The organism is Comamonas sp. FG99 (genome assembly GCF_057808605.1).
On the sequence record NZ_JBMDII010000048.1, the window covers coordinates 16,415 to 37,234 of the forward strand.

Below are 20,820 nucleotides of genomic sequence, written 5' to 3' on the forward strand. Positions count from 1 at the left end.
TGTTCCCGAGTCGCATTCTTCGGTGGTTGGTGTGTAAATGGCTGATGCCCTTGCTGGCGGCGATGGGGCTCATGGGGGCGGCGCCTGCCTGGGCGGCAGCGGACTTGGTGGTGAACCTCACCCCCGACAAGACCGACTATCTCCCGGGTGAAGTCCAGACCTGGACCATGACCCTGTCCAATCGCGGCACGGACAACGTCACCGGCGTGCCGCTGAAGATCGGCCTGCCCAGCATGAATGGCAATGGGGTCGACTGGGCGGGCGCGCCTTATTTGAGCTGCAGCACCCAGGTCGTGTCGCCGGCCACCGCGTTTGCCTGCCCGGCGGCATTCACGCGCGACGACTTTGCCACCACAGGAGATCCGAACAGCGCCCGGGCGGTCACTGCCAATGTGGACATCCCCTATGGCGGCACGCTCATCGTCAAGATTGCCGCCCCTGGCGGCGCCAACGCGACCGGGTACCAGGCCGGCACCGCGACCGCGACGCTCGCAAACGACAGCAACCCCGCGACCAACACCGCGACCAACACGGTCTATGTGGTGCCGCCTCGGCCAAGCTATGGCATCCGCTATGACAGCGGCATGCCTCAGCAGACCACGCCGGGCACGCCGACGACGGTGCTCTACACGGTCTACAACAATGGCACCGATGTCAATGCGCTGCTGCTGAACCTGAACTTGGGGGCCAACCCCACCACCGCCAGCGATACGCAAAGTGGCTATGTCTTTCCCAGCAACGCGCTTCTCATCCAGTCGGTGAGCTGCGTGGCCGGCAGCGAGACCGGCGGAGCCTCCTGTGCCAATTTCAGCGTCAGCAGCCTGCTCCCGGTTCCTGGCAGCTATGTGATGTCGCGCATCACCAATATGCCGGGCACGAACCAGTCGCCGCAGACCTCGGGCAGCTCGGTGCAGCTGGCAGTCACCTATACGGTGATGGACCCGTACTGCACCATGGGCGCCGCCCCGATGCCGCGCACCGTGGAGCTGTCCACCAACCTGGGCAGCTACGCTTCTCCGTACGACAGCTATTTCCCGACGCCGGCACCTAGCGGTGCCGCCGAGGACTTCAGCCTGGGCGCGGACAACCAGACCTTGCAGTCGTCCGTCGCCATGGCCAATATCTGCCAGCAAGCCGATCTGTACGCCAATATCGGGCAAAGCGGTAGTCAGGCAGCGGGCGTTGGCCCGAACGGCCAGTACAGCTATTCCTTCACCTACGGGAACACCGGCCCCGCCATCGCGGTCAATACGCCTATCAACCTGATGGTCTATCAGCCGGCCACCGGCGTCACTGCGCCGGCCGCCGCCACCGCCTCATGCGTGGTCACCACGAACAACAGCGGCCAGGCGGCCTGCCCGAGCGCGGCATCACTGGTGTCCTCGAACTCGGCCTATTTGTATTACGCAGCGACTACGGCTACGCTGGGCGCGGGCGACCTCATCACCATCACCGTCACCGGGCAGGCGCCTGGCGATTTCCCGGCTGACTACACCGGCTCGACCTGCCGGCCCTTTAGCCTGTGGGCCAGTTCGCAGATCCGGCCGCCGGGCACGGTGATAGACACTAACTACAACCCCCAGTCCTACTTCGGCACTCCCGGCGGTGACAACAATGGCCTGCAAATCTCGACGCCCCTGCTGATCGGCACCAACTGCCCCGGCAACTCCTACAACGTATCGGCCACCAAGACCGGCCCCTATGCGGATGCGGCCGCCACCCAGCTGATCCAGGGGCCATTGAGCCTGGGCCAGGTGGTGTACTGGAAACTGACCTATACCAACCGCCTTTCACCGGGCCTGCCGCTGACGCACTGGACGCTCGGCGACTCCAACTCGTTGCCCTTTGGCAGCGGCGGCCAGCCCACGACCAACATCACCAGCGCTCCCAACTGGTTCGTGCCGGCGCCGGGGCAGGATGCCGCCAGCACGCTGCCCTATGTTGCAACGGACTTGTGCACATTGAGCGGCTACAACTGCGGTTCGGGGGTCACGCAGCCCTCGTATGGCGGCGATACCCCGCCGCCGTATTCCGGCATCACCTGCACCTCGGCCAATGGCGGCGTCTGCCCCACGCAGTTGATTCCCGTTGGCAACGCCACAGGCACGGCAGGGCCATCGCAGTTCATGTTCACCGACAACGGCAGCCAGACCTGGCCCGCGGGCGGCTCGATCGAGCTGATCGTGCCGATGCAGCTGCCTTCGGGGGTTTGCTCCCAGAATGGTGCATATGCGCAGAACGGCAGCAACTACAGCAACTGGCGCTACCAGACGACCAGCCCGCCGGCGCTGCAGGGAAACTATCGCGACGATTCGGCCGAGGTTGACTACAGCGTGTCGGTGCCGGCCTGCCCGCCCGCGCCGCCGCCGCTGACGGTGACCAAGACCATCCTGCCGCCGGCCAGCGAAACCCTGATCCCGGCCAATGGACAGGTGTCGTTCCAGGTTGTGCTGACCAACAGCACTCCGACCCCGCTGGACCTGCCGCATTTCCAGGACCAGTTGTTCACCTATGCCAATTCGGCTGCGGCGAATGCCACGCTGATCAGCAGCAGCTGTACTGCCGATGCGGGGGCCTCCTGCCCGGCGCAGCCACTGGTGCTCAATGTTGACGTGGACGAGTACCGGGGCACCCAGACACCCTCGGAGCTGCCGCAGCTGTACGAGCAGTACGGCTATGCGTTGAAGACCATCGATGTGATCTGGGGCAGCCCGGGCGCAAGCACCATACCGGCGGGCAAGAGCGTGACGTTCACGCTGAACTACCAGTTCGATGTCAGCTTGCCGGCGGCCACGCTGCAGAACCAGGCACAGCTCAGCGCCGACACCGCGTCGACCACCGCCAGCAGCTGGACACCAGGGACGGACGACGCCCTCATCGTGCCGCCGGTGATCGGAACCGCTACCCTGACCAAGTCGGTTGCGCCGATCAGCGTCAAGCCGGGCCAGCTGGCAACCTATACCGTGGCGATCGCGAACCCGACCCAGGTGGGCATCGATGGCCTGTATTTCAGCGACAAGCTGCCGGCCGTGCTGCAGCCAGCGAACCCGGCGGGTTATGCCATCGTCGGCTGCCGACCGATGACGACGGCCGACAACCCGCGCATCACTGGGCAGGCGGCTTGCCCGGGCTTCAGCTCGGATGCCAGCGGCATCAGCGCAGGGCCTTTCAGCCTGCCGGCGGCCAGCGGCGTGGTGCTGACCTACTCGGCGATCGCGGTGGGCAATCAGTCCGTGCCCAACACGGCGCAGCTCAGCGCCGATCCGAAGCTGGGCCTGTCCAGCGGCGTCTCGGCTCAGGCCAACGTGTTGCTGACGCCGAATCCTCCCGGCTTGAGCAAGGCGTTCAACCCGCCGGGCCCGGTTCCGGTGGGCAGCACGGTCAGCCTCATCGTCACGGTGACGAATAGCGACGACGTGGCGCTGAGCGGAGTGGCATTCACCGACACCTATCCCGCCGGCCTGGTCAACACCGCGACGAGCGTGGCCAGTAATACCTGCGGCGGCACGGTGACGGTTGCCGCCGGCAGCTTGAAGCTGGCCGGCGGCACGCTGGGTGCCGGGGCGGGCACCAGCTGCAAGATCCAGATCGATGGCGTGCGGGTCGATGCGGCGGCGGTGACCAATACCATCGCCTCGGTCACCACGAACGAGTCGGCTCCCGGGGGCCCTGCCAGCGCCTCGATCGGCCTGCTGGCCCGCGTCACCGGCACCATTTTCTGGGATCAGAATGCGAATAGCAGCCGCGACGGCAGCGAGGGCGCATTGCCCAGCGGCGTGAACCCGGGCTCGGTGACACTGACCAACACGCAAAGCGGCCAGACCTATACGGTTGCGGTCGCGGCCGATGGCAGCTATGCGGCCGACCTGCCGCCAGGCAGCTATACGGTCAAGGTCGACAACCCGCCGGCCGGCTATGTGAACACCACCGGCAACGATGGCGCCGCGGGTGGCTCGGCCCAGACGGTGACCGCGACTGCCGGCGAGTCGGCCACGGCCAACCCGATCGGCTACTACCAGCGCAGCCTGTCCATCCACATCTATGGCGACGCCAATGGCAATGGCAGCCAGGACGGCAGCGATGCGAATCTGTCGGGCATCAGCGTGACGGTCACCGGCCCGAACGGGTTCAGCACCACCGCAGTCACCGACGCCCAGGGCAATATCAGCATCCCGAACCCGCTGCCGGGCAGCTATGCCTACACCGTGGATACCGCGACGGTGCCCTCGGGCTGGAAGGCTTCGGCGCCCACCCAGGGCAGCAACACCGGCACCGTGGTGGTCGCTGCCGGCAGCGGCGCGGTGCCGCCGGCCATCATCGGCTATCCGCGCAGCGGTGGCGGCACACCGGCGCTGCCGGTACCCACCTTGTCGTCGCCAGCCTGGCTGGGGCTGCTGGCCCTGGCCCTGCTGGGCCTGGCTGGTGTGCGCCGCCGCAGTACAAGCTAAGCGTTAAAAGCCATCAAAAAGAAAGTCCGCCAGTGGCGGACTTTCTGCATTCTGGGGGGAGGGGCCTCAGCCCAGCAGCAGCGCGTCGTCGGCGAGCTTTTCGCCGCGCACCTTCTCGAACATCTGCAGCAGGTCGGGCACGTCCATGCGGGAGCGCTCCTCGCCGCTCACATCGAGCACCACCTGGCCCTGGTGCAGCATCACGGTGCGCGTGCCCACGTCCAGCGCCTGGCGCATGCTGTGGGTGACCATCATGGTGGTGAGCTTGCCTTCCTCGACGATACGCGCGGTGAGCTGCAGCACGAAGTCGGCGGTGCGCGGGTCGAGCGCGGCGGTGTGTTCGTCGAGCAGCAGGATGCGCGATGGCTGCAGCGCCGCCATCAACAGGCTCACCGCCTGGCGCTGGCCGCCCGAGAGCAGGCCGATGCGGTCGGTGAGGCGGTTTTCCAGCCCCAGGCCCAGCGTGGCCAGGCGTTCGCGGTACAGCTCGCGGTTGGTGGCCTTCACCGCCTTCTTGAGGCCGCGGAAGTTGCCGCGCTCGTGCGCCAGCGCCATGTTCTCCTCGATGGACAGGTCTTCGCAGGTGCCGGCCATCGGGTCCTGGAACACCCGGGCCACGCGCGAGGAGCGCTCCCACACGGGCTTGCGGGTCATGTCCTCGCCGTCGATGACAATGGAGCCGGTATCCACCAGCAGGTCGCCCGAGATGGCGTTCAGGAAGGTGGATTTGCCGGCGCCGTTGGAGCCGATGACGGTGACGAACTGGCCGGCGGGGATCTCCAGCGATGCGCCGCGCAGGGCGCGGGTTTCGATGGGCGTGCCGGGGTTGAAGGTGATCTTGAGGTCTTTGGCGCTCAGCATGTTCTTTTCTCCAGGCATCACAGCTTTTTCGCCAATTTGCGCTTGAGTTGCGGTATCACCAGCGCGATGGTCACCAGCACCGCGGTCACCAGGTTCAGGTCCTGGGCCTTCAAGCCGATGAAGTCGCTGTTCAGCGCCAGCGCGATGAAGAAGCGGTAGACGATGGCGCCGAGGATCACGGCCAGCGTGGCCATCACCAGGCGGCGCGAGGGCAGGATGGCCTCGCCCACGATCACCGCGGCCAGTCCGATCACGATGGTGCCTATGCCCATGGAGATGTCGGCGCCGCCCTGGGTCTGCGCGAAGAGGGCGCCGGCCAGCGCCACCAGGGCGTTGGAGATCGCCATGCCCAGCAGGATCATGCCGCCGGTGTTCACGCCCTGGGCGCGCGCCATGCGGGCGTTGGTGCCGGTGGCGCGGATGGCCAGGCCGCGCTCGGTCAGGAAGAACCAGTCCATCACCAGCTTGGCGGCGATCACGATCACCAACAGCAGCAGCGGGCGGAACACGTAGTCTTCCATGCTGGCGGGCTGCAGCTGGTTGAACAGCGTGGGGTCGTTGATCAGCGGAATGTTCGGGCCGCCCATGATGCGCAGGTTCACCGAGTACAGCGCGATCATCATCAGGATGCTGGCCAGCAGGTCCATGATCTTGAGCTTGACGTTGAGCCAGCCGGTAATGAAGCCCGCCATCGCGCCCGCGATGCCAGCGGCAATCGTTGCCACGAGGGGGCTGTGGCCGCCCGCGATCATGACGGCGCAGACCGCGCCGCCGAGGGGAAAGCTGCCGTCGACCGTGAGGTCGGGAAAGCGCAGCAGCCGAAACGAGATGAAGACACCAAGGGCGACGAGGGCGAAGATCAGCCCGATCTCGATGGCGCCAAGAAAAGAGAACAGAGTCATGGTCGTTGCGAACAAAAGAGCCCCGCTTCTGGCGGGGCTGTGATGTCAATAGCCGGCTTGCACGGATGGTGCAAGCGCCGGCTGCTCATGATTTTTACTGGACGACCTTGGTGGCCGACTTGATCAGCTCGTCCGACAGCTTCACGCCCTGCTTCTCTGCGGCGCCGGGGTTCACGAAGAGTTCCATCTTGGTGGAGACTTCGGGCTTGATGTCGCCGGGCTTGTCGCCCTTGAGGATGCGCGCCACCATGCGGCCGGTCTGCTCGCCCAGGTCGCGGTAGTTGATGCCCAGCGCGGCCACCGCGCCGCGGCCCACCGAGTCGGTGTCCGAGGCCACCAGCGGCAGCTTGGATTCCTGGCCCACCTTGACCAGCGATTCGTAGGCCGACACCACGTTGTTGTCGGTGTTGGTGTAGATCACATCGGCCTTGCCGACCAGGCTGCGCGCGGCGCTGCCGACATCCACCGAGCGGGGCGCGGCGGCCTCCACCAGGGTCATGCCCATCTTGGGCAGCAGGGCCTTGAGCTCCTTGACCACCACGGTGGAGTTGGCCTCGCCGGGGTTGTAGACCATGCCCACGCGCTTGGCACCCGGCACCACCTTCTTGAGCAGTTCCATCTGCTTGTCCAGCGCCAGCAGGTCGGACACGCCGGTCACGTTGGTCTTGGAGGGCTCCCAGCTCGGCACCAGCTTGGCGACGACGGGGTCGGTCACGGCGGAGAACACCACCGGCACGCTCTTGGTGGCGGCCACCACGGCCTGGGCCGAGGGGGTGGCGATGGCGACGATCACGTCGGGCTTGTCGCCAACGAACTTGCGCGCGATCTGCGCGGCGGTGCCGGTGTTGCCCTGGGCGCTCTGGTACTGCCACTTGAGGTTCTTGCCAGACTCGAAGCCCTCGGCCTTGAGCGCTGCCTGCACGCCGTCGCGCACGGCATCGAGCGCCGGGTGCTCGACGATGGCGGTCACCGCCACCGATTTCTGATCAGCCGCTTGCGCGGGGGCGATGGCGGCGATTGCCAGCGCGAGCGCACCCAGGGGAGCCCAGGCCAGTTGCTTCATATGCGTATCTCCACAAGACGTGAAAGTTGAACGGACGTGCGGGTTTCGACCCGGCACCAAAGTGGCAGCAGTCTACACCCGGTATCGCCTGCAAGATACATTAAGCGTATATCGGAATCCCTAGTTGCGATGCGGCGCCAGCCCAGGAAAAACGGCCACCTTGCGGTGGCCGTGGAGGGGTTACATGCCCGAGTAGTTCGGGCCGCCGCCGCCTTCGGGCGTGACCCAGACGATGTTCTGCGTCGGGTCCTTGATGTCGCAGGTCTTGCAGTGCACGCAGTTCTGCGCGTTGATCTGCAGGCGCTGGTCGCCCTGGGTCTCATCGGGCACGAACTCGTAGACCCCGGCCGGGCAGAAACGGCTCTCGGGCCCGGCGTACTTGGCCAGGTTGATGTTGACCGGCACGCTCGCATCCTTGAGCGTCAGGTGCGAGGGCTGGTTCTCGGCATGGTTGGTGTTGCTGATGAACACGCTGGAGAGGCGGTCGAAGGTGAGCTTGCCGTCCGGCTTGGGGTACTCGATCGGCTTGCACTCGGCGGCCGGCTTGAGGTAGGCGTGGTCGGGCTTGTCGCGGTGCAGCGTCCAGGGGATATTGCCCTTGAGCACGAACTGCTCGATGCCGTTCATCACGGTGGCGGTGACCAGGCCCTTCTTGAACCAGGCCTTGAAGTTGCGGCTCTTGTTGAGCTCTTCATGCAGCCAGCTCTTCTCGAAGGCCGCGGGGTAGGCGGTGAGCTCGTCGTGCTGGCGGCCGGCCACGATGGCATCGTAGGCGGCTTCGGCTGCCAGCATGCCGGTCTTGATCGCGGCGTGGCTGCCCTTGATGCGGCTGACGTTCAGGTAGCCGGCGTCGCAGCCCACCAGCGCGCCGCCGGGGAAGATGGTCTTGGGCAGCGACAGCAGGCCGCCGGCGGTGATGGCGCGCGCACCGTACGACAGGCGCTTGGCCGGCTTGATGCCCTTGGACTCGTCGCCTTCGAGGTAGTAGCGGATGTTGGGATGGGTCTTCCAGCGCTGCATCTCCTCGAAAGGCGAGAGATACGGGTTGCTGTAGTCCAGGCCGGTGATGAAGCCCAGCGTGACCAGGTTGTCGTCCAGGTGGTAGAGGAAGGCGCCGCCGTAGGTGTGGTTGTCCATGGGCCAGCCGGCAGTGTGCATCACGAAGCCGGGCTGGTGGCGCTGGGGGTCGATCTCCCACAGCTCCTTGACGCCGATGCCGTAGGTCTGCGGGTCCTTGCCGGCGTCGAGCTTGAAGCGCGCGATCAGCTGCTTGCCCAGGTTGCCGCGCGCGCCTTCGGCGAAGATGGTGTACTTGGCATGCAGCTCCATGCCGAGCTGGAAGTCGTCCGTGGGCTCGCCATCCTTGCCCACGCCCATGTTGCCGGTGGCCACGCCCTTGACCGAGCCATCGTCGTTGTACAGCACCTCGGCGGCGGCGAAGCCGGGGAAGATCTCCACGCCCAGCGCCTCGGCCTGGTCGGCCAGCCACTTGGTGACGAAGCCCAGGCGCACGATGTAGTTGCCGTGGTTCTGGAAGCACGCCGGCAGCAGGAAGTTGGGCGTGCGAAAGCCTGACTTTTCGCTCAGAAAGATCATCGCGTCGTCGGTGACGGGCTGCGTCAGCGGAGCGCCTTTTTCCTTCCAGTCGGGGATCAGCTCGGTCAGAGCGCGCGGGTCCATGATCGCCCCGGAGAGGATGTGGGCGCCGGGCTCGGAGCCCTTTTCGAGCACCACGACCGAAACGTCCGTTCCCTTCTCTGCCGCGAGCTGCTTGAGGCGGATCGCGGTGGCCAGGCCGCCGGGGCCCCCGCCGACGATCACTACGTCGTATTCCATCGCTTCGCGGGGGCCGAACTGGGCCAGTATTTCTTCGTTGGTCATCGGGGCTCCGGGGAGAAAAATAATCTTGTGGGCTCGCTGGGCGCGGCGCTTGCCTGCTACAGGCACATCCAGTCGATTTTAGGGCGATGCTGCACTGCGGGAGTTAGTAGAAACCTGGGGTTAGTACCAATGAAACACCCGCATCGCTTGCCTGAGGCGGCCACAGATCAGGCCAACGGAAGCCGAGATGCTATGAAAAGTGAATGTCACCAATCGATTGTTAGGTGATGTTCGGATGGCTTGCAGCGGGCTTGCGCCGGTATTCGACGAAGCTGAACTGCAGCCCATTGCTGCTGGTATGGCGTTCGCGGCTGATTTCGGCCCAGGCATCGCCGAGCGGCGGCGCGAAGGCATCGCCATCGAAATCCTGCTCGATCTCGGTGACCGCCAGCGCATCGGCCAGCGGCAGCGCCTGCGCATACAGCTCGGCGCCGCCGATGACCCAGACGGGCTGGCCGCCAGAGCCGGCTGCGGCCAGGGCCTGCTCCAGCGAATGGGCCGCCTGCGCGCCTTCGGCCTGCCAGTCGCGCTGGCGGGTGAGCACGATATTGCGCCGGCCCGGCAACGGGCGAAAGCGCGGCGGCAGCGAGTCCCAGGTCTTGCGCCCCATGATGACGGCGCTGCCCGCGGTGCGCTGCCTGAAGTGCGCCATGTCCTCCGGCAGGTGCCAGGGCATGCGGTTGTCCTTGCCGATCACGCCGTTGCGGGCGCGCGCGTAGATGAGATGGATCATTGCGAAGTTTGGCCTAGGTGTCGGCTAATTCTGCGACGGAAGAATAGATAAAGTGGCTGCTCCACACAGCGATGGTATATGGCTGACAGCACGATCAACAATGTAAAAACAGCCAGTATTATAGCGGGCCGCTGATCCTGGGCTTTATTTATCCATTGCAGGAAGATGGAGCTTACATTGAAGACGAGAATATGAAGAAGGTAAATTGCGTATGAATAATTCCCCAGCCGAGAGAGAATAAGTATTAATTTTGTTTTTGGCGGGGTAATTTTCAGCGCCAGCCCGACTGCCGCCGTGGAGGCGAGGCCGATCAAGATCGTGCGCTCCGGCCAATAATAATAACCTGCCAATCCATGATCTCTGTCGGAGAAATGGTTGGAAAAATAAAATATGGCTGAGCAAGAAATTATCAAAAACCCACCCCAGGCAGGCCATTTGAGGTTTGGGCTCTTTGATATAAAACGGTAAAGAAAATAACCCATGAAAAATTCAAGAGTTATTGGCGCTACATATATTATTTCCAGCCAATCTATTGGTATGGACTTGTTTGATTTTTGTCGATAGTATAGTAGTAAGATATTGCTGAGAAAAATCAGCAAGGCCCAGGACTTGAGTAATATGCTTCTTTTTTTTGGCGTTGCCAGCAGTCCCAGGGAGATTATTGCATAAAAATATAGCTCAAACGTCAATGACCAAATTACAACAATAATCAGGCTGGGCAGTGGTGCGGGGTAGAGGATGAGTGATGCAGCAAGGTCGGTCTGAGGGCTGGTTTGCTGTGTAATTTTGAAAAATAAAAAATACATCAGCATTGCTGGCCACCAGCCTGTATAGATGCGAGAGAAACGGGTTAGCAGGAATTGTGCCGCAGTTTTGGGGCCATGCGTGGAGTTCGTGCTTGAGTGCGCCATGATGGCGCCGCTGATGACGAAGAATATATCCACGCCCGCATAGCCGGCATTGATGATTGATTCAAGCCATTGGGGGGGCTGCGGGAAAAACGCGCATTGCTTCGCATGAAAAATGGCGACCCAGATTGCCGCTATGAAGCGAAGTACTTGTATATATTCAATCATTCGGAATGGGGCCTGGCGCCTGGCAATCAGGTGGGCACCCTCCAGTGGCAGCATCGCAGAGAGCGTGGCTGCATTCTAGAAGCCGCCGGGCATTGAGCACCCGGCATCTCTGGCATCTCTGGCGGCGGCAAGGCGCGCGCCTATTCCTACACCGCCACCGGCGCCTTGATGGCCGGGTGGTGCTGGTAGTCCAGCACCTCGAAGTCCTCGTACTCGTAGTCGAAGATCGATGCCGGGCGGCGCCTGATCTGCAGCCGCGGCAGCGGCAGTGGCTGGCGCGCGAGCTGGGTCTCGACCTGCTCGAAGTGGTTGTTGTAGATGTGGCAGTCGCCGCCGGTCCAGATGAAGTCGCCCACTTCCAGCGCGCATTGCTGGGCCAGCATATGGGTCAGCAGCGCGTAGCTGGCAATGTTGAAGGGCACGCCCAGGAAGATGTCGGCGCTGCGCTGGTAGAGCTGGCAGCTGAGCTTGCCCTCGGCCACGTAGAACTGGAAGAAGGCGTGGCAAGGCATCAGCGCCATCTCGGAGAGCTCGGCCACGTTCCAGGCGCTGACGATGATGCGCCGGCTGTCGGGGTTGCTTTTGAGCTGCTCGACCACCTGGGCGATCTGGTCGATGTGGGTGCCGTCGGCCCGGGGCCAGCTGCGCCACTGCACGCCGTAGACCGGCCCGAGGCCGCCGTCCGCGCGCGCCCACTCGTCCCAGATGGTGCAGCCGCGCTCCTGCAGCCAGCGCACATTGCTGTCGCCGCGCAAAAACCACAGCAGCTCCAGGATGATGGACTTGAGGTGCACCTTCTTGGTGGTCACCAGCGGAAAGCCCTGGCCCAGATCGAAGCGCATCTGGTAGCCGAACACGCTCTTGGTGCCGGTGCCGGTGCGGTCGGTCTTGGCCACGCCATGGGTGTAGACGTGGCGCATGAAGTCTTCGTAGGTCGACGGGGCGGGGCGGGGCGGTGTGGTCATGCGAGTAACTAGCAAAAAAGTGAGCTTTTAGCGCTTTCTGGTTAATATTTTCCGATAGTTTTCATATGAAAAACGTTAACGGTAAATCGCTAGCAGCTATTGTTTTATTCAGCAGCCGGCATGCCGCGGCGCAGCATGCACTGCGGGTTGAGGATGCCCTGCGGGTCCAGCGCCTGCTTGATGGCCTGCATCATCGCCAGTGCCACCGGCGACTGGTACTGCGGCAAGGTGTCGGCCTTGAGCGCGCCTATGCCGTGCTCGGCCGAGATCGAGCCGCCGAACTCGGCCACCGCATCGTAGACCAGGTGGTTGACCTCGTGCTCGCGCTCGCGCAGGAAGGCCGGGCCGTCGGCGCCCGCGGGCGCCTGCACGTTGAAGTGCAGGTTGCCGTCGCCCAGGTGGCCGAAGTTCACCAGGCGCATGCCGGCGATCTCGCGCGCGAGCAGGGCCTCGGCATGCGCCACGAAGGCCGGGATGCGCGAGATCGGCACCGAGATGTCGTGCTTGATGTTCAGCCCCTCTTCAGCCTGGGCCAGCGGCACGCTTTCGCGGATATGCCACAGGTTGTGCGCCTGCGAGAGGTTCTCGGCCACCACCGCATCCAGCACGCAGCCCTGCTCGAAGGCCGCCTCCATCAGCGCCTCAAAGCGCTCGCGGGCATGGGCCTCGGATTCGCTGTCGGAGTTCTCCAGCACCACGGCGTAGGGGTAGTCCTCGTTGTCGATAAAGGGCACGCGCAGCTGCGGCATGTGCTTGTGCACCAGGGTCAGCGCAAAGCGGTTCATCACCTCGAAGCCGGTCAGGCCCGCGCCCAGGTAGCGGTGCGCCAGGCCCAGCAGCTCGACCGCGGCCTCCATCGACGGCACCGCCGCCCAGGCGGTGAGCTGGCTGGCGGGCAGCGGGTAGAGCTTCATCGTCGCGGCGGTGATGATCCCGAGCGTGCCTTCGCTGCCGATCATCAGGTTGCGCAGGTCGTAGCCGGTATTGTCCTTGCGCAGGCCCTTGAGGCCGTTCCAGACCTCGCCCTGCGCGTTCACCACCTCCAGCCCCAGGCACAGCTCGCGGGTGTTGCCATAGCGCACCACCTGGGTGCCGCCGGCATTGGTACCCAGGTTGCCGCCGATGGTGCAACTGCCCTCGGCCGCCAGCGACAGCGGAAACAGGTAGCCCTCGCGCTCGGCCGCCTCCTGCAGCGTCTGCAGTATGCAGCCGGCCTCGACGGTGAAGGTCAGGTTGTCCTTGTCGAAGGCGCGGATGGCGTTCATGCGGGTGAGGCTCAGCAGCACCTGGGTGCCCGAGGCATCGGGGATGGAGCCCACAACCAGGCCGGTGTTGCCGCCCTGCGGCACGATGGCGGTGCCGTTCGCGGCGCAGGCCTTGACCACCGCCGCCACCTGCTCGGTGCTGGCCGGGCGCACCACGGCCAGCGCGCGGCCGCGCTCGCGGCGGCGCCAGTCTTGTTCGTAGGCGGTCAGATCGCCCTCGGTCAGCACATGGGCATCGCCCACGATCTGGCGCAGGGCGGCAAGCAGGTTCGACGTATCACTCATTGCAGTTCTCGGTATCTCGGTATCGGGTTCGGGATGCCTTGGCGCTGCGCAGGCGCCAGCGCACATGCAGCGTGCAGGCGATGAACAGCAGCAGGCACAGCGCGATCTCGGCCAGGGCCAGCCAACGGCTGGGAGCGCGGTCGCTCCAGGCGCGCACCACACCCTCGCTAAAGTACAGCCAGACCAATAGGCTCAGCCAGCGAAAGGTATACATGCGGCGCTTGAGCAGCCCGGCCAGCGGCAGCGCCAGCGGCAGCGCCTTGAGCGCCAGCCACGAGCCGCCCGGGCGCAGCGGCGCCAGCCACAGCTCCCAGGCCAGGCACAGCAGCAGCAGCGCGCCCAGGGCGCCCACGGCCAGCCACTGCGTACCCAGCGCACGGGCGCTGGGCTCAACAATAGTTACAGAATTCGTCGGCATGAGGCTGGCATCATAGCGGCCATATGACTGAAGATAAGGAACGAGAAGCTTCCGGCCGCCTGGCGGGGCGCCTGGCCCAGGGGCTGGAGCGGCTGGCGGGCTTTCCCTGGGCCACCACCGCCAACACCTTGCGCGTGCGCTTTCGCGAGGATCGCCTGGGGCTGACCGCGAGCAGCCTCACTTTCACCACGCTGCTGGCGCTGGTGCCTTTCGTGACCGTGGCGCTGGCGCTGTTCACCGCCTTTCCCATCTTTGCGCAGGTCGAGGGCGTGCTGCAGCGCTGGCTGGTCAGCAGCCTGATACCGGCCACCATCGCCAACCAGGTGCTCGACTATGTGACCCAGTTCTCCAGCAAGGCCAGCCGGCTCGGGCTGGCGGGCCTGAGCGCGCTGCTGGTGACGGCGCTGGCGCTGATCCTGACCATCGACCGCACGCTCAACGCCATCTGGCGCGTGCCGCGCCTGCGCCCGCTGGGCCAGCGCGTGCTGATCTACTGGGCCGCGATCACGCTGGGGCCGGTGGTGCTGGGCCTGAGCCTGGCGCTGACCTCGTCGGCGGTGGCCGCGTCGCGCAGCATGTTCGGCGCCATGCCCCTGCTGCTGCGGCTGCTGTTCGACTCGATCGAGTTCGTGCTGATGGCGCTGGGCATGAGCGCGATGTACCGCTACGTGCCCAACACCCACGTGCCCTGGCGCTTCGCGCTGGCCGGCGGCGTGTTCGTCGCGCTCGGCATCGAGCTGGCCAAGAAGGTGCTGGGGCTGTACCTGACGAGCGTGCCGGTGTACTCGATGATCTATGGCACCTTCGCCACCTTGCCCATCCTGCTGGTGTGGATCTATGTGGCCTGGGTGATCGTGCTGCTGGGCGCGGTGGTCGCCGCCTACCTGCCCAGCGTGCTGGCAGGCGTGCACCGCCTGCCCACGGCGCAGAGCTGGGATTTCCAGCTCGCGCTCGAAGCGCTGCAGGCCCTGGGCCAGGTGCGCTTCTTGCCCGAGAAGGGCCTGCGCCTGCACGGGTTGGCCGCGCGGCTGGGGGTGGAAGAGGGGCAGCTGCGCCGCCCGCTGGAGGTGCTGACCCAGCTCGACTGGGTGGGCGCGGTGGCCGACGTGCAGGACGGGGCCGCGCTGCCGGTGGACAGCGAGCTGCGCTACCTGCTGCTGATCGACCCCGCGGCCACGCGGGCCCAACCGCTGTTCGAGACCCTGCTGCTGGAGCACAACGGCGCCACCGATGCGCTGTGGTGGCACTGCGGGCTGGACCAGCTGATGCTGATCGACGTGCTGCAGAAACGTTGAGCGTTATGCGTTGAGCGTTTGGCGTCAATTGCCTTGCTGCAGGAAATCCCGGATCGCGAACAGCGTCTCGTCCGGCGACTCGCTCATCTGGTTGTGGCCGTGGGGAATCGTCTGCACCCGGGGCTGCCTGCCCGCTGCCTTGGCGGCGTCGATCAGCCCCCTGGCAGCCTTGGGTGGGGTCATCTGGTCCTGCTCGCCCAGCACGAAAAGCACCGGGCAGGCCAGCGCGCCCATGGCGGCTTCGCCGCCCGCGTAGCTGTCGCAGGCCAGAAAACCGGCGTGCAGCAGATTGGTCGCGGCATTGCTGGCCAGCACACGCCGGCCCAGGGCCGTGCCGGCGCCGAACACCCAGCTGCCCGCGCCGCCCGGTGGCGACAGCGTGGCGCGCGAGAAGGTCTGCACCATGGCGATGGCCTTCTCGGGGGCGCTCAGGGCCAGGTCCAGCAGCGCGGGCGAGACCTTCATCGGCGCGGCCGTGCCCACCAGCACCAGGTGGCTGATGCGCTCCTTCAGGCGGGCCGCGGCCTCCATCGCGATCAGGCTGCCCCAGCTGTGGCCGATCAGCGCGGCCTGCCGTATGCCGGCAGAGTCCATCAGCTGAGCTATGAAATCCGCCGCCGCTTCGACGGACTTCGGCGCTTCGCCGCCGCTCCTGCAGTGGCCGGGCAGGTCAAGGGCCAGCACGTTCCAGCCATGATTGGCGAGATAGCGGCTTTGCAGCGCCCAGACGCTGTGGTCGCACAGCACGCCATGGATGAAGATGGCCGTGGGCCGCTCGGGGTTGAAGGGCTTGCCGCCGGTGTAGGCGTAGAGGCGGCTGCCGTTGACGTCGATGAACATGCAGGGCTCCTCCTTGGCTAGGCCGCTTTTTCCGCGGCCTTGAGCGCGCGCTTGAGATCGTCGATCAGGTCGTCGGCATCCTCCAGGCCGATCGACAGGCGTATCGTGCCCTGGCCAATGCCGGCCTGCGCCAGCGCCTCGTCCGTCATGCGGAAATGCGTGGTGCTGGCCGGGTGGATCACCAGCGAGCGGCAGTCGCCCACATTGGCCAGGTGGCTGAAGAGCTTGAGCGCCTCGATGAACTTTTTGCCCTGGCTGCGGCTGCCGGCGATGTCGAAGCTGAACACCGAGCCCGCGCCGCGCGGCATCAGCTTTTGGGCCAGTGCGTGAGACGGGTGGGATTCGAGCATGGGATGGCCCACGCGGCCAACCAGCGGATGACTGGCCAGGAACTGCACCACCTTTTCGGTATTGCGCATGTGCCGCTCCATGCGCAGCGCCAGGGTCTCTATGCCCTGCAGGATCAGCCAGGCGGTGTGCGGGCTCATGCAGGCGCCAAAATCGCGCAGGCCCTCGCGGCGGGCGCGCAGCAAGAAGGCGCCGACCGTGCTCTCTTCGCTGAAGACCATGCCGTGAAAGCCGTCGTAGGGCTGGGTCAGCTCGGGGAATTTGCCGCTCTTTTCCCAGTCGAAGCTGCCGCCATCGACCACGATGCCGCCAATCACCGTGCCATGGCCCGAGAGGAACTTGGTGGCCGAGTGGTAGACCAGGTCGGCGCCGTGCTCGAAGGGCTTGACCAGCCAGGGCGAGGTGAGGGTCGAGTCCACCAGCAGCGGCACCCCGGCCTCGTGGGCGATGGCGCTCACCGTGGGGATGTCCAGCACCTCCAGCCCCGGATTGCCCACGGTCTCGCCGAAGAACAGCTTGGTATTGGGGCGCACGGCGGCGCGCCAGCCATCGATGTCGCCGGGCGCAACGAAGCTGGTCTCGATGCCGAAGCGGCGCAGCGTGTAGTGCAGCAGGTTCTGGCTGCCGCCATACAGCGCCGTGCTGGCCACGATGTGGCTGCCCGCGCCCATCAGCGTGGCGATCGCCAGATGCAGCGCGGCCTGGCCGCTGGCCACCGCGATCGCGCCCACGCCGCCCTCCAGCGCCGCCACGCGCTGCTCCAGCACCGCATTGGTGGGGTTGCTCAGCCGGCTGTAGACATGGCCGGGCCGCTCCAGGTTGAACAGGCTGGCCGCATGGTCGCTGGATTCGAAGACGAACGAAGTCGTCAGGTGGATGGGCACGGCGCGGGCCCCGGTTGCGGGGTCGGGGCTGGCGCCGGCGTGCAGGCTCAGCGTGTCGAAGCCGGGGTCGGAAAATCCGGGCATGCAAAGTCTCCTCTGATTCGTGCGACTCGTGTGAACTGCCACGGATTGTCGGCTATATTTGTGCATAGTCAGACATGCGAACCGCTGCCGCACTACCTAGGATTTTTGGGAGATAGGCCATGAAAGTCAGTGACATCCTGCGCGTCAAGGGCAATACCTTGTACACCGTGAACATGGACGAGCCATTGAGCACCGCCATCGAAACCATGGCCGACAAGGACATCGGCTCGCTGGTGGTGATGGACCATGGCAACCTGGTGGGCATGCTGACCTTCCGCGAAGTCATCTTCAACATCGTCAAGAACGGCGGCAGCGCGGGCAGCCAGCTGGTGCGCGATGCCATGGACAAGGCACCGCTGACCTGCGCGCTGGAGACCGAGCTCGACGAGGTGCGCCACATGATGCTGGAGCGCCACGCCCGCTACATGCCGGTGATGGACAACAAGATGCTGATGGGCGTGATCAGCTTCTACGACGTGGCCAAGGCCGTGGTGGACAGCCAGAACTTCGAGAACAAGATGCTCAAGGCCTATATCCGCGACTGGCCGGCGGGCGACAACGAGTAGCCATCCGCTCCAGGCACAGGCATGCGCCCCAAAAGCAAAGGGTGGCATGGCCACCCTTTGCTTTTGGGGCATGTTCCTGGCGGCCTGCTTGGTGGCCTATTTCTGCCGCGGCAGCCGGCCCATCATGAAGAACTCCGGATTGGGCTGCATGCCGGCGAAGCTGGCCATGCGGTTCGACAGCCCAAAGAAGGCGGTGATCGCGGCGATGTCCCAGATATCCTCGTCGTCGAAGCCATGCGCATGCAGCGCGTCGAAATCCGCATCGGCTATCTCTTGCGAACGGGTGCAAACCTTCATGGCAAAGTCGAGCATCGCGCGCTGGCGCGGCGTGATGTCTGCCTTGCGCCAGTTCACCGCCAGCTGGTCGGCCAGCAGCGGCTGCTTCTCGTAGATGCGCACCAGCGCACCGTGCGCCACCACGCAGTACAGGCACTGGTTGTGCGCGCTGGTGGCGGTGACGATCATCTCGCGCTCGCCCTTGGTGAGCGAGCCTTCCTCCTTGAGCATCAGCGCATCGTGGTAGGCGAAGAAGGCGCGCCACTCGGCCGGCCGCCGCGCGAAGGCCAGGAACACATTGGGAATGAAGCCGGCCTTTTCCTGCACTTCAAGGATGCGCTGGCGGATGTCGGCCGGCAAGGTGTTGAGGTCGGGGAGGGGGTAGCGGTTCACGAAATGTCTCCTGAAAATACATCGACGGCAACCATACCACCACCAGAGTGCCTGCCGGGGCCAGGGCCATGCCGGCTCAGTGCTCTGCCGCCGCCACGCCGGGCGCAAGGGGGCGTGCCGGCCACAGCGCCGCCAGGGCCAGCAGCAGCGCGACCAGCGCATACGGTGCGCCTGGATCGATGCCATAGACCAGCGTGCCCGCCAGCGGCCCGGCGATTATGCCCAAGCCCTGCGCGGCGGCGATGGTGCCGGCGGTCGCGCCTTGCTCGTTCGCATTCACCGCATTGGCGGCCAGCGCGGTGACCGAGGGGAACACCCAGCCCATGCCGGCCGCCGAGACGAAATAGCCCAGCCACAAGGCGGTGCTGCTGGTGGCGAACAGCACCGAGCCGAAGCCGACGGCCGATACCGCGCAGCCGATGCGGATCAGCCGCTGCGGCGGCCAGCCCAGGCCGCGCACCAGCAGCTGCGCCAGGATCAGCGCCACCCCGGCCGCCGTCAGGGCCATGCCCGCGGCGCTGGCCGCGGCCGTGGCATCCAGGTGCAGCCGGTCCAGCGCGAAAAATCCCACCACCACCTGCGCGACGATCACGCTGAACATCGCCGCGAAGGCCATCGCCAGCGGGCGGCGCAGACGCGCATCGCTGATTTTCAGCGCGGCCGCATCCGGCGCCGCATGGCGCTCGCCGCGCGGCAGCCAGCGCCACAGCACCGCCAGCGAAACCAGGGGCAGGGCGGCGGTGATGAACAGCGGCAGCTCCAGGCTGTACGCGGCCAGCGCGCCCGCCATGCCGGGCCCTGCCACCATGCCGATGCCGCTGGCGGCGCCCAGCATGGCCATGGCGCCGGCCCGCTGGCGCGGCGGCACATGGTCGGCGATCAGCGCCGCGCCGGTGGCCGGCACCGCGGCGTAGAAGCCGCCCGCCACGCCGCGCAGCAGCACCACGCCGCCAAAGGCCAGCCACAGCGGCGGCGGATGGCGCAGCGCCGCCACGATGAACACGCACAAGGCCACATACGACAGCACGAAGCCGCCCAGCCCCCGCAGCATGATGCGCCGCCGCCCCAGCCGGTCGCTGGCCGCGCCCCAGCGGCGCGCGAACAGCGCCCAGGCGATGCCGCCCACCGTCACGGCCAGCCCGGCCTGCCAGGGCAGCAGGCCGAGCAGCCGCGCAATCGGCCCGATCAGCGCTACGAAGGACATCATCGCCAGCGTGCAGGCAAAGGTCTCGAACATCAGTGGCTTGATGCTGAAGGCATCCGCCGCAGGTCCGGGGGAGGGCGTGCCGCTGGGGCCCGAAGTAGGGGTGCTGGAATTCATGGGAGTCCTCGCAATGGCGGTGGTGTAACAGTGGTTCTTGCCATGGATCAATATTCAATAAATGATAATCAATCGCATTTGATGCTACACTGCATTCCGCTTCTCGCCAACTCTCCATTCCATTGTTCTATGCAAGTTCTCTCTTCCCTGAAGGAAGCCAAGCAACGCCACCGCGATTGCCAGGTTGTCACGCGCCGTGGCCGCACCTATGTGATCTGCAAGTCCAACCCGCGCTTCAAGGCCCGCCAGGGCGGCGCGAAGAACCAGCGCAGCAAGTGAGCCGGCCGATGAATACCGTACAGACCGCTCCCGTTGCCCGCCGCACCCTGCATATCCGCCGCCCGGCCGCCAAGCCGGCGGCTGCGGTGCCGCAGACCTTCGAGGCCGAGCAGGCGCAGTCCTTCGAGCCGATCGTGTTCCGGCTGGATGATGTGGAACTCGCCCCCCAGGCCGCCAAGGCCGCCGGGCCCAGCCTCGACAGCGCCACGCTGCTGTGCGGCCACAAGACGGTGCAGATCGTGCACAACGGCTGCATCTACAAGCTGCAGGCGACCAAGCTGGGCAAGCTCATCCTGACCAAATAGGTCCAAGTTTCATCGTGGGGCGACTCCGAAGGCCGCACAGGCCTTCACGGGTCGTTTTTGCTAGCCATCGGTTACGCCGGCCAGCCATGCGTTTTTTCCCACGCCTTGCCGCTGGCTGCGATATTGCAGCACGGCCGGCCACCGAGCCGCGCTTCATGGCGCGGCTTTTGCTTTGTTCCATGGGGCGGCCGGCGATGAAAAGTGGCTCCCCGCGCTTGCTCACTGCCCCGCCGAGAGGGGTAATGCCGTTCACTTAGCAAGCCGAAGCTGCGGCTAGCCAGATGGGGTGGGCCAACCACACGGGCCGTCGCTTTGCTCGGCCTGGCTTTGTG

At 65.5% G+C, this 20,820-nt stretch carries 18 protein-coding genes; 5 read left to right on the plus strand and 13 right to left on the minus strand.

Annotated elements, in window-relative coordinates; genetic code table 11:
• The first annotated feature begins 44 nt into the window (after positions 1 to 44).
• The gene (locus tag ACODRX_RS22935; RefSeq protein ID WP_488873858.1) at positions 45 to 4,448 is read left to right on the plus strand and encodes a DUF7933 domain-containing protein; all 4,404 of its coding nucleotides are present in this window, start codon (positions 45 to 47) and stop codon (positions 4,446 to 4,448) included.
• Positions 4,449 to 4,514: 66 nt separating this feature from the next.
• Here the strand turns inward: ACODRX_RS22935 and ACODRX_RS22940 are convergent, their stop codons facing one another.
• The 9 genes from ACODRX_RS22940 to ACODRX_RS22980 form a co-directional block, all read right to left on the minus strand.
• Entirely contained in the window at positions 4,515 to 5,309 is a 795-nt protein-coding gene (locus ACODRX_RS22940) for an ABC transporter ATP-binding protein (protein WP_488873859.1), read from the minus strand.
• 17 nt (positions 5,310 to 5,326) lie between these two features.
• On the minus strand, positions 5,327 to 6,211 hold the full coding sequence (locus ACODRX_RS22945; protein ID WP_488873860.1) for an ABC transporter permease: 885 nt from the start codon (positions 6,209 to 6,211) through the stop codon (positions 5,327 to 5,329).
• A 94-nt stretch (positions 6,212 to 6,305) separates the two neighbouring features.
• A complete protein-coding gene (locus tag ACODRX_RS22950) occupies positions 6,306 to 7,274 on the minus strand; it encodes an ABC transporter substrate-binding protein (protein WP_488873861.1) in 969 nt (322 codons plus the stop codon).
• A 180-nt stretch (positions 7,275 to 7,454) separates the two neighbouring features.
• Positions 7,455 to 9,155, minus strand: a complete 1,701-nt coding sequence (locus ACODRX_RS22955) for an electron transfer flavoprotein-ubiquinone oxidoreductase (RefSeq protein ID WP_488873862.1) — start codon at positions 9,153 to 9,155, stop codon at positions 7,455 to 7,457.
• 220 nt (positions 9,156 to 9,375) lie between these two features.
• The gene (locus ACODRX_RS22960) at positions 9,376 to 9,888 is read right to left on the minus strand and encodes a dihydrofolate reductase (protein WP_488873863.1); all 513 of its coding nucleotides are present in this window, start codon (positions 9,886 to 9,888) and stop codon (positions 9,376 to 9,378) included.
• On the minus strand, positions 9,885 to 11,018 hold the full coding sequence (locus tag ACODRX_RS22965) for an acyltransferase family protein (protein WP_488873864.1): 1,134 nt from the start codon (positions 11,016 to 11,018) through the stop codon (positions 9,885 to 9,887). Before ACODRX_RS22965 ends, ACODRX_RS22960 begins: the two co-directional genes overlap by 4 nt.
• 92 nt (positions 11,019 to 11,110) lie before the next feature.
• Entirely contained in the window at positions 11,111 to 11,929 is an 819-nt protein-coding gene (locus tag ACODRX_RS22970; protein ID WP_488873865.1) for a thymidylate synthase, read from the minus strand.
• Between the two features lie 104 nt (positions 11,930 to 12,033).
• Positions 12,034 to 13,479, minus strand: a complete 1,446-nt coding sequence (locus ACODRX_RS22975; protein ID WP_488873866.1) for an FAD-binding oxidoreductase — start codon at positions 13,477 to 13,479, stop codon at positions 12,034 to 12,036.
• Complete coding sequence (locus ACODRX_RS22980; protein ID WP_488873867.1) at positions 13,472 to 13,897, minus strand: DUF2069 domain-containing protein; 426 nt, start codon at positions 13,895 to 13,897, stop codon at positions 13,472 to 13,474. Before ACODRX_RS22980 ends, ACODRX_RS22975 begins: the two co-directional genes overlap by 8 nt.
• Before the next feature lie 23 nt (positions 13,898 to 13,920).
• On the opposite strand from ACODRX_RS22980, the gene ACODRX_RS22985 reads away from it, so the two are divergent.
• Positions 13,921 to 15,192, plus strand: a complete 1,272-nt coding sequence (locus ACODRX_RS22985; RefSeq protein WP_488873868.1) for a YihY family inner membrane protein — start codon at positions 13,921 to 13,923, stop codon at positions 15,190 to 15,192.
• 24 nt (positions 15,193 to 15,216) lie between these two features.
• On the opposite strand, the gene ACODRX_RS22990 is transcribed toward ACODRX_RS22985, so the two are convergent.
• Positions 15,217 to 16,032, minus strand: coding sequence for an alpha/beta fold hydrolase (locus ACODRX_RS22990; RefSeq protein WP_488873869.1), 816 nt, complete (start codon positions 16,030 to 16,032; stop codon positions 15,217 to 15,219).
• A 17-nt stretch (positions 16,033 to 16,049) separates the two neighbouring features.
• Positions 16,050 to 17,348 carry an O-acetylhomoserine aminocarboxypropyltransferase gene (locus ACODRX_RS22995; protein WP_488873870.1) on the minus strand — a complete coding sequence of 433 codons (1,299 nt, stop codon included), beginning with the start codon at positions 17,346 to 17,348 and terminating at the stop codon, positions 16,050 to 16,052.
• 119 nt (positions 17,349 to 17,467) lie between these two features.
• Here ACODRX_RS22995 and ACODRX_RS23000 point away from each other — a divergent pair, with 119 nt between their 5' ends.
• Positions 17,468 to 17,914, plus strand: coding sequence for a CBS domain-containing protein (locus ACODRX_RS23000; protein ID WP_488873871.1), 447 nt, complete (start codon positions 17,468 to 17,470; stop codon positions 17,912 to 17,914).
• Between the two features lie 96 nt (positions 17,915 to 18,010).
• On the opposite strand, the gene ACODRX_RS23005 is transcribed toward ACODRX_RS23000, so the two are convergent.
• Together ACODRX_RS23005 and ACODRX_RS23010 are read right to left on the minus strand one after the other, a co-directional pair.
• Positions 18,011 to 18,583: a peroxidase-related enzyme gene (locus tag ACODRX_RS23005; RefSeq protein ID WP_488873872.1), complete on the minus strand. Its 573-nt coding sequence runs from the start codon at positions 18,581 to 18,583 to the stop codon at positions 18,011 to 18,013.
• Between the two features lie 76 nt (positions 18,584 to 18,659).
• A complete protein-coding gene (locus ACODRX_RS23010) occupies positions 18,660 to 19,904 on the minus strand; it encodes an MFS transporter (protein WP_488873873.1) in 1,245 nt (414 codons plus the stop codon).
• A 129-nt stretch (positions 19,905 to 20,033) separates the two neighbouring features.
• Here ACODRX_RS23010 and ykgO point away from each other — a divergent pair, with 129 nt between their 5' ends.
• Together ykgO and hemP are read left to right on the plus strand one after the other, a co-directional pair.
• Complete coding sequence (gene ykgO, locus ACODRX_RS23015) at positions 20,034 to 20,183, plus strand: type B 50S ribosomal protein L36 (protein WP_488873874.1); 150 nt, start codon at positions 20,034 to 20,036, stop codon at positions 20,181 to 20,183.
• A gap of 143 nt (positions 20,184 to 20,326) precedes the next feature.
• A complete protein-coding gene (gene hemP / locus ACODRX_RS23020; protein ID WP_488873875.1) occupies positions 20,327 to 20,488 on the plus strand; it encodes a hemin uptake protein HemP in 162 nt (53 codons plus the stop codon).
• Positions 20,489 to 20,820: the final 332 nt, after the last annotated feature.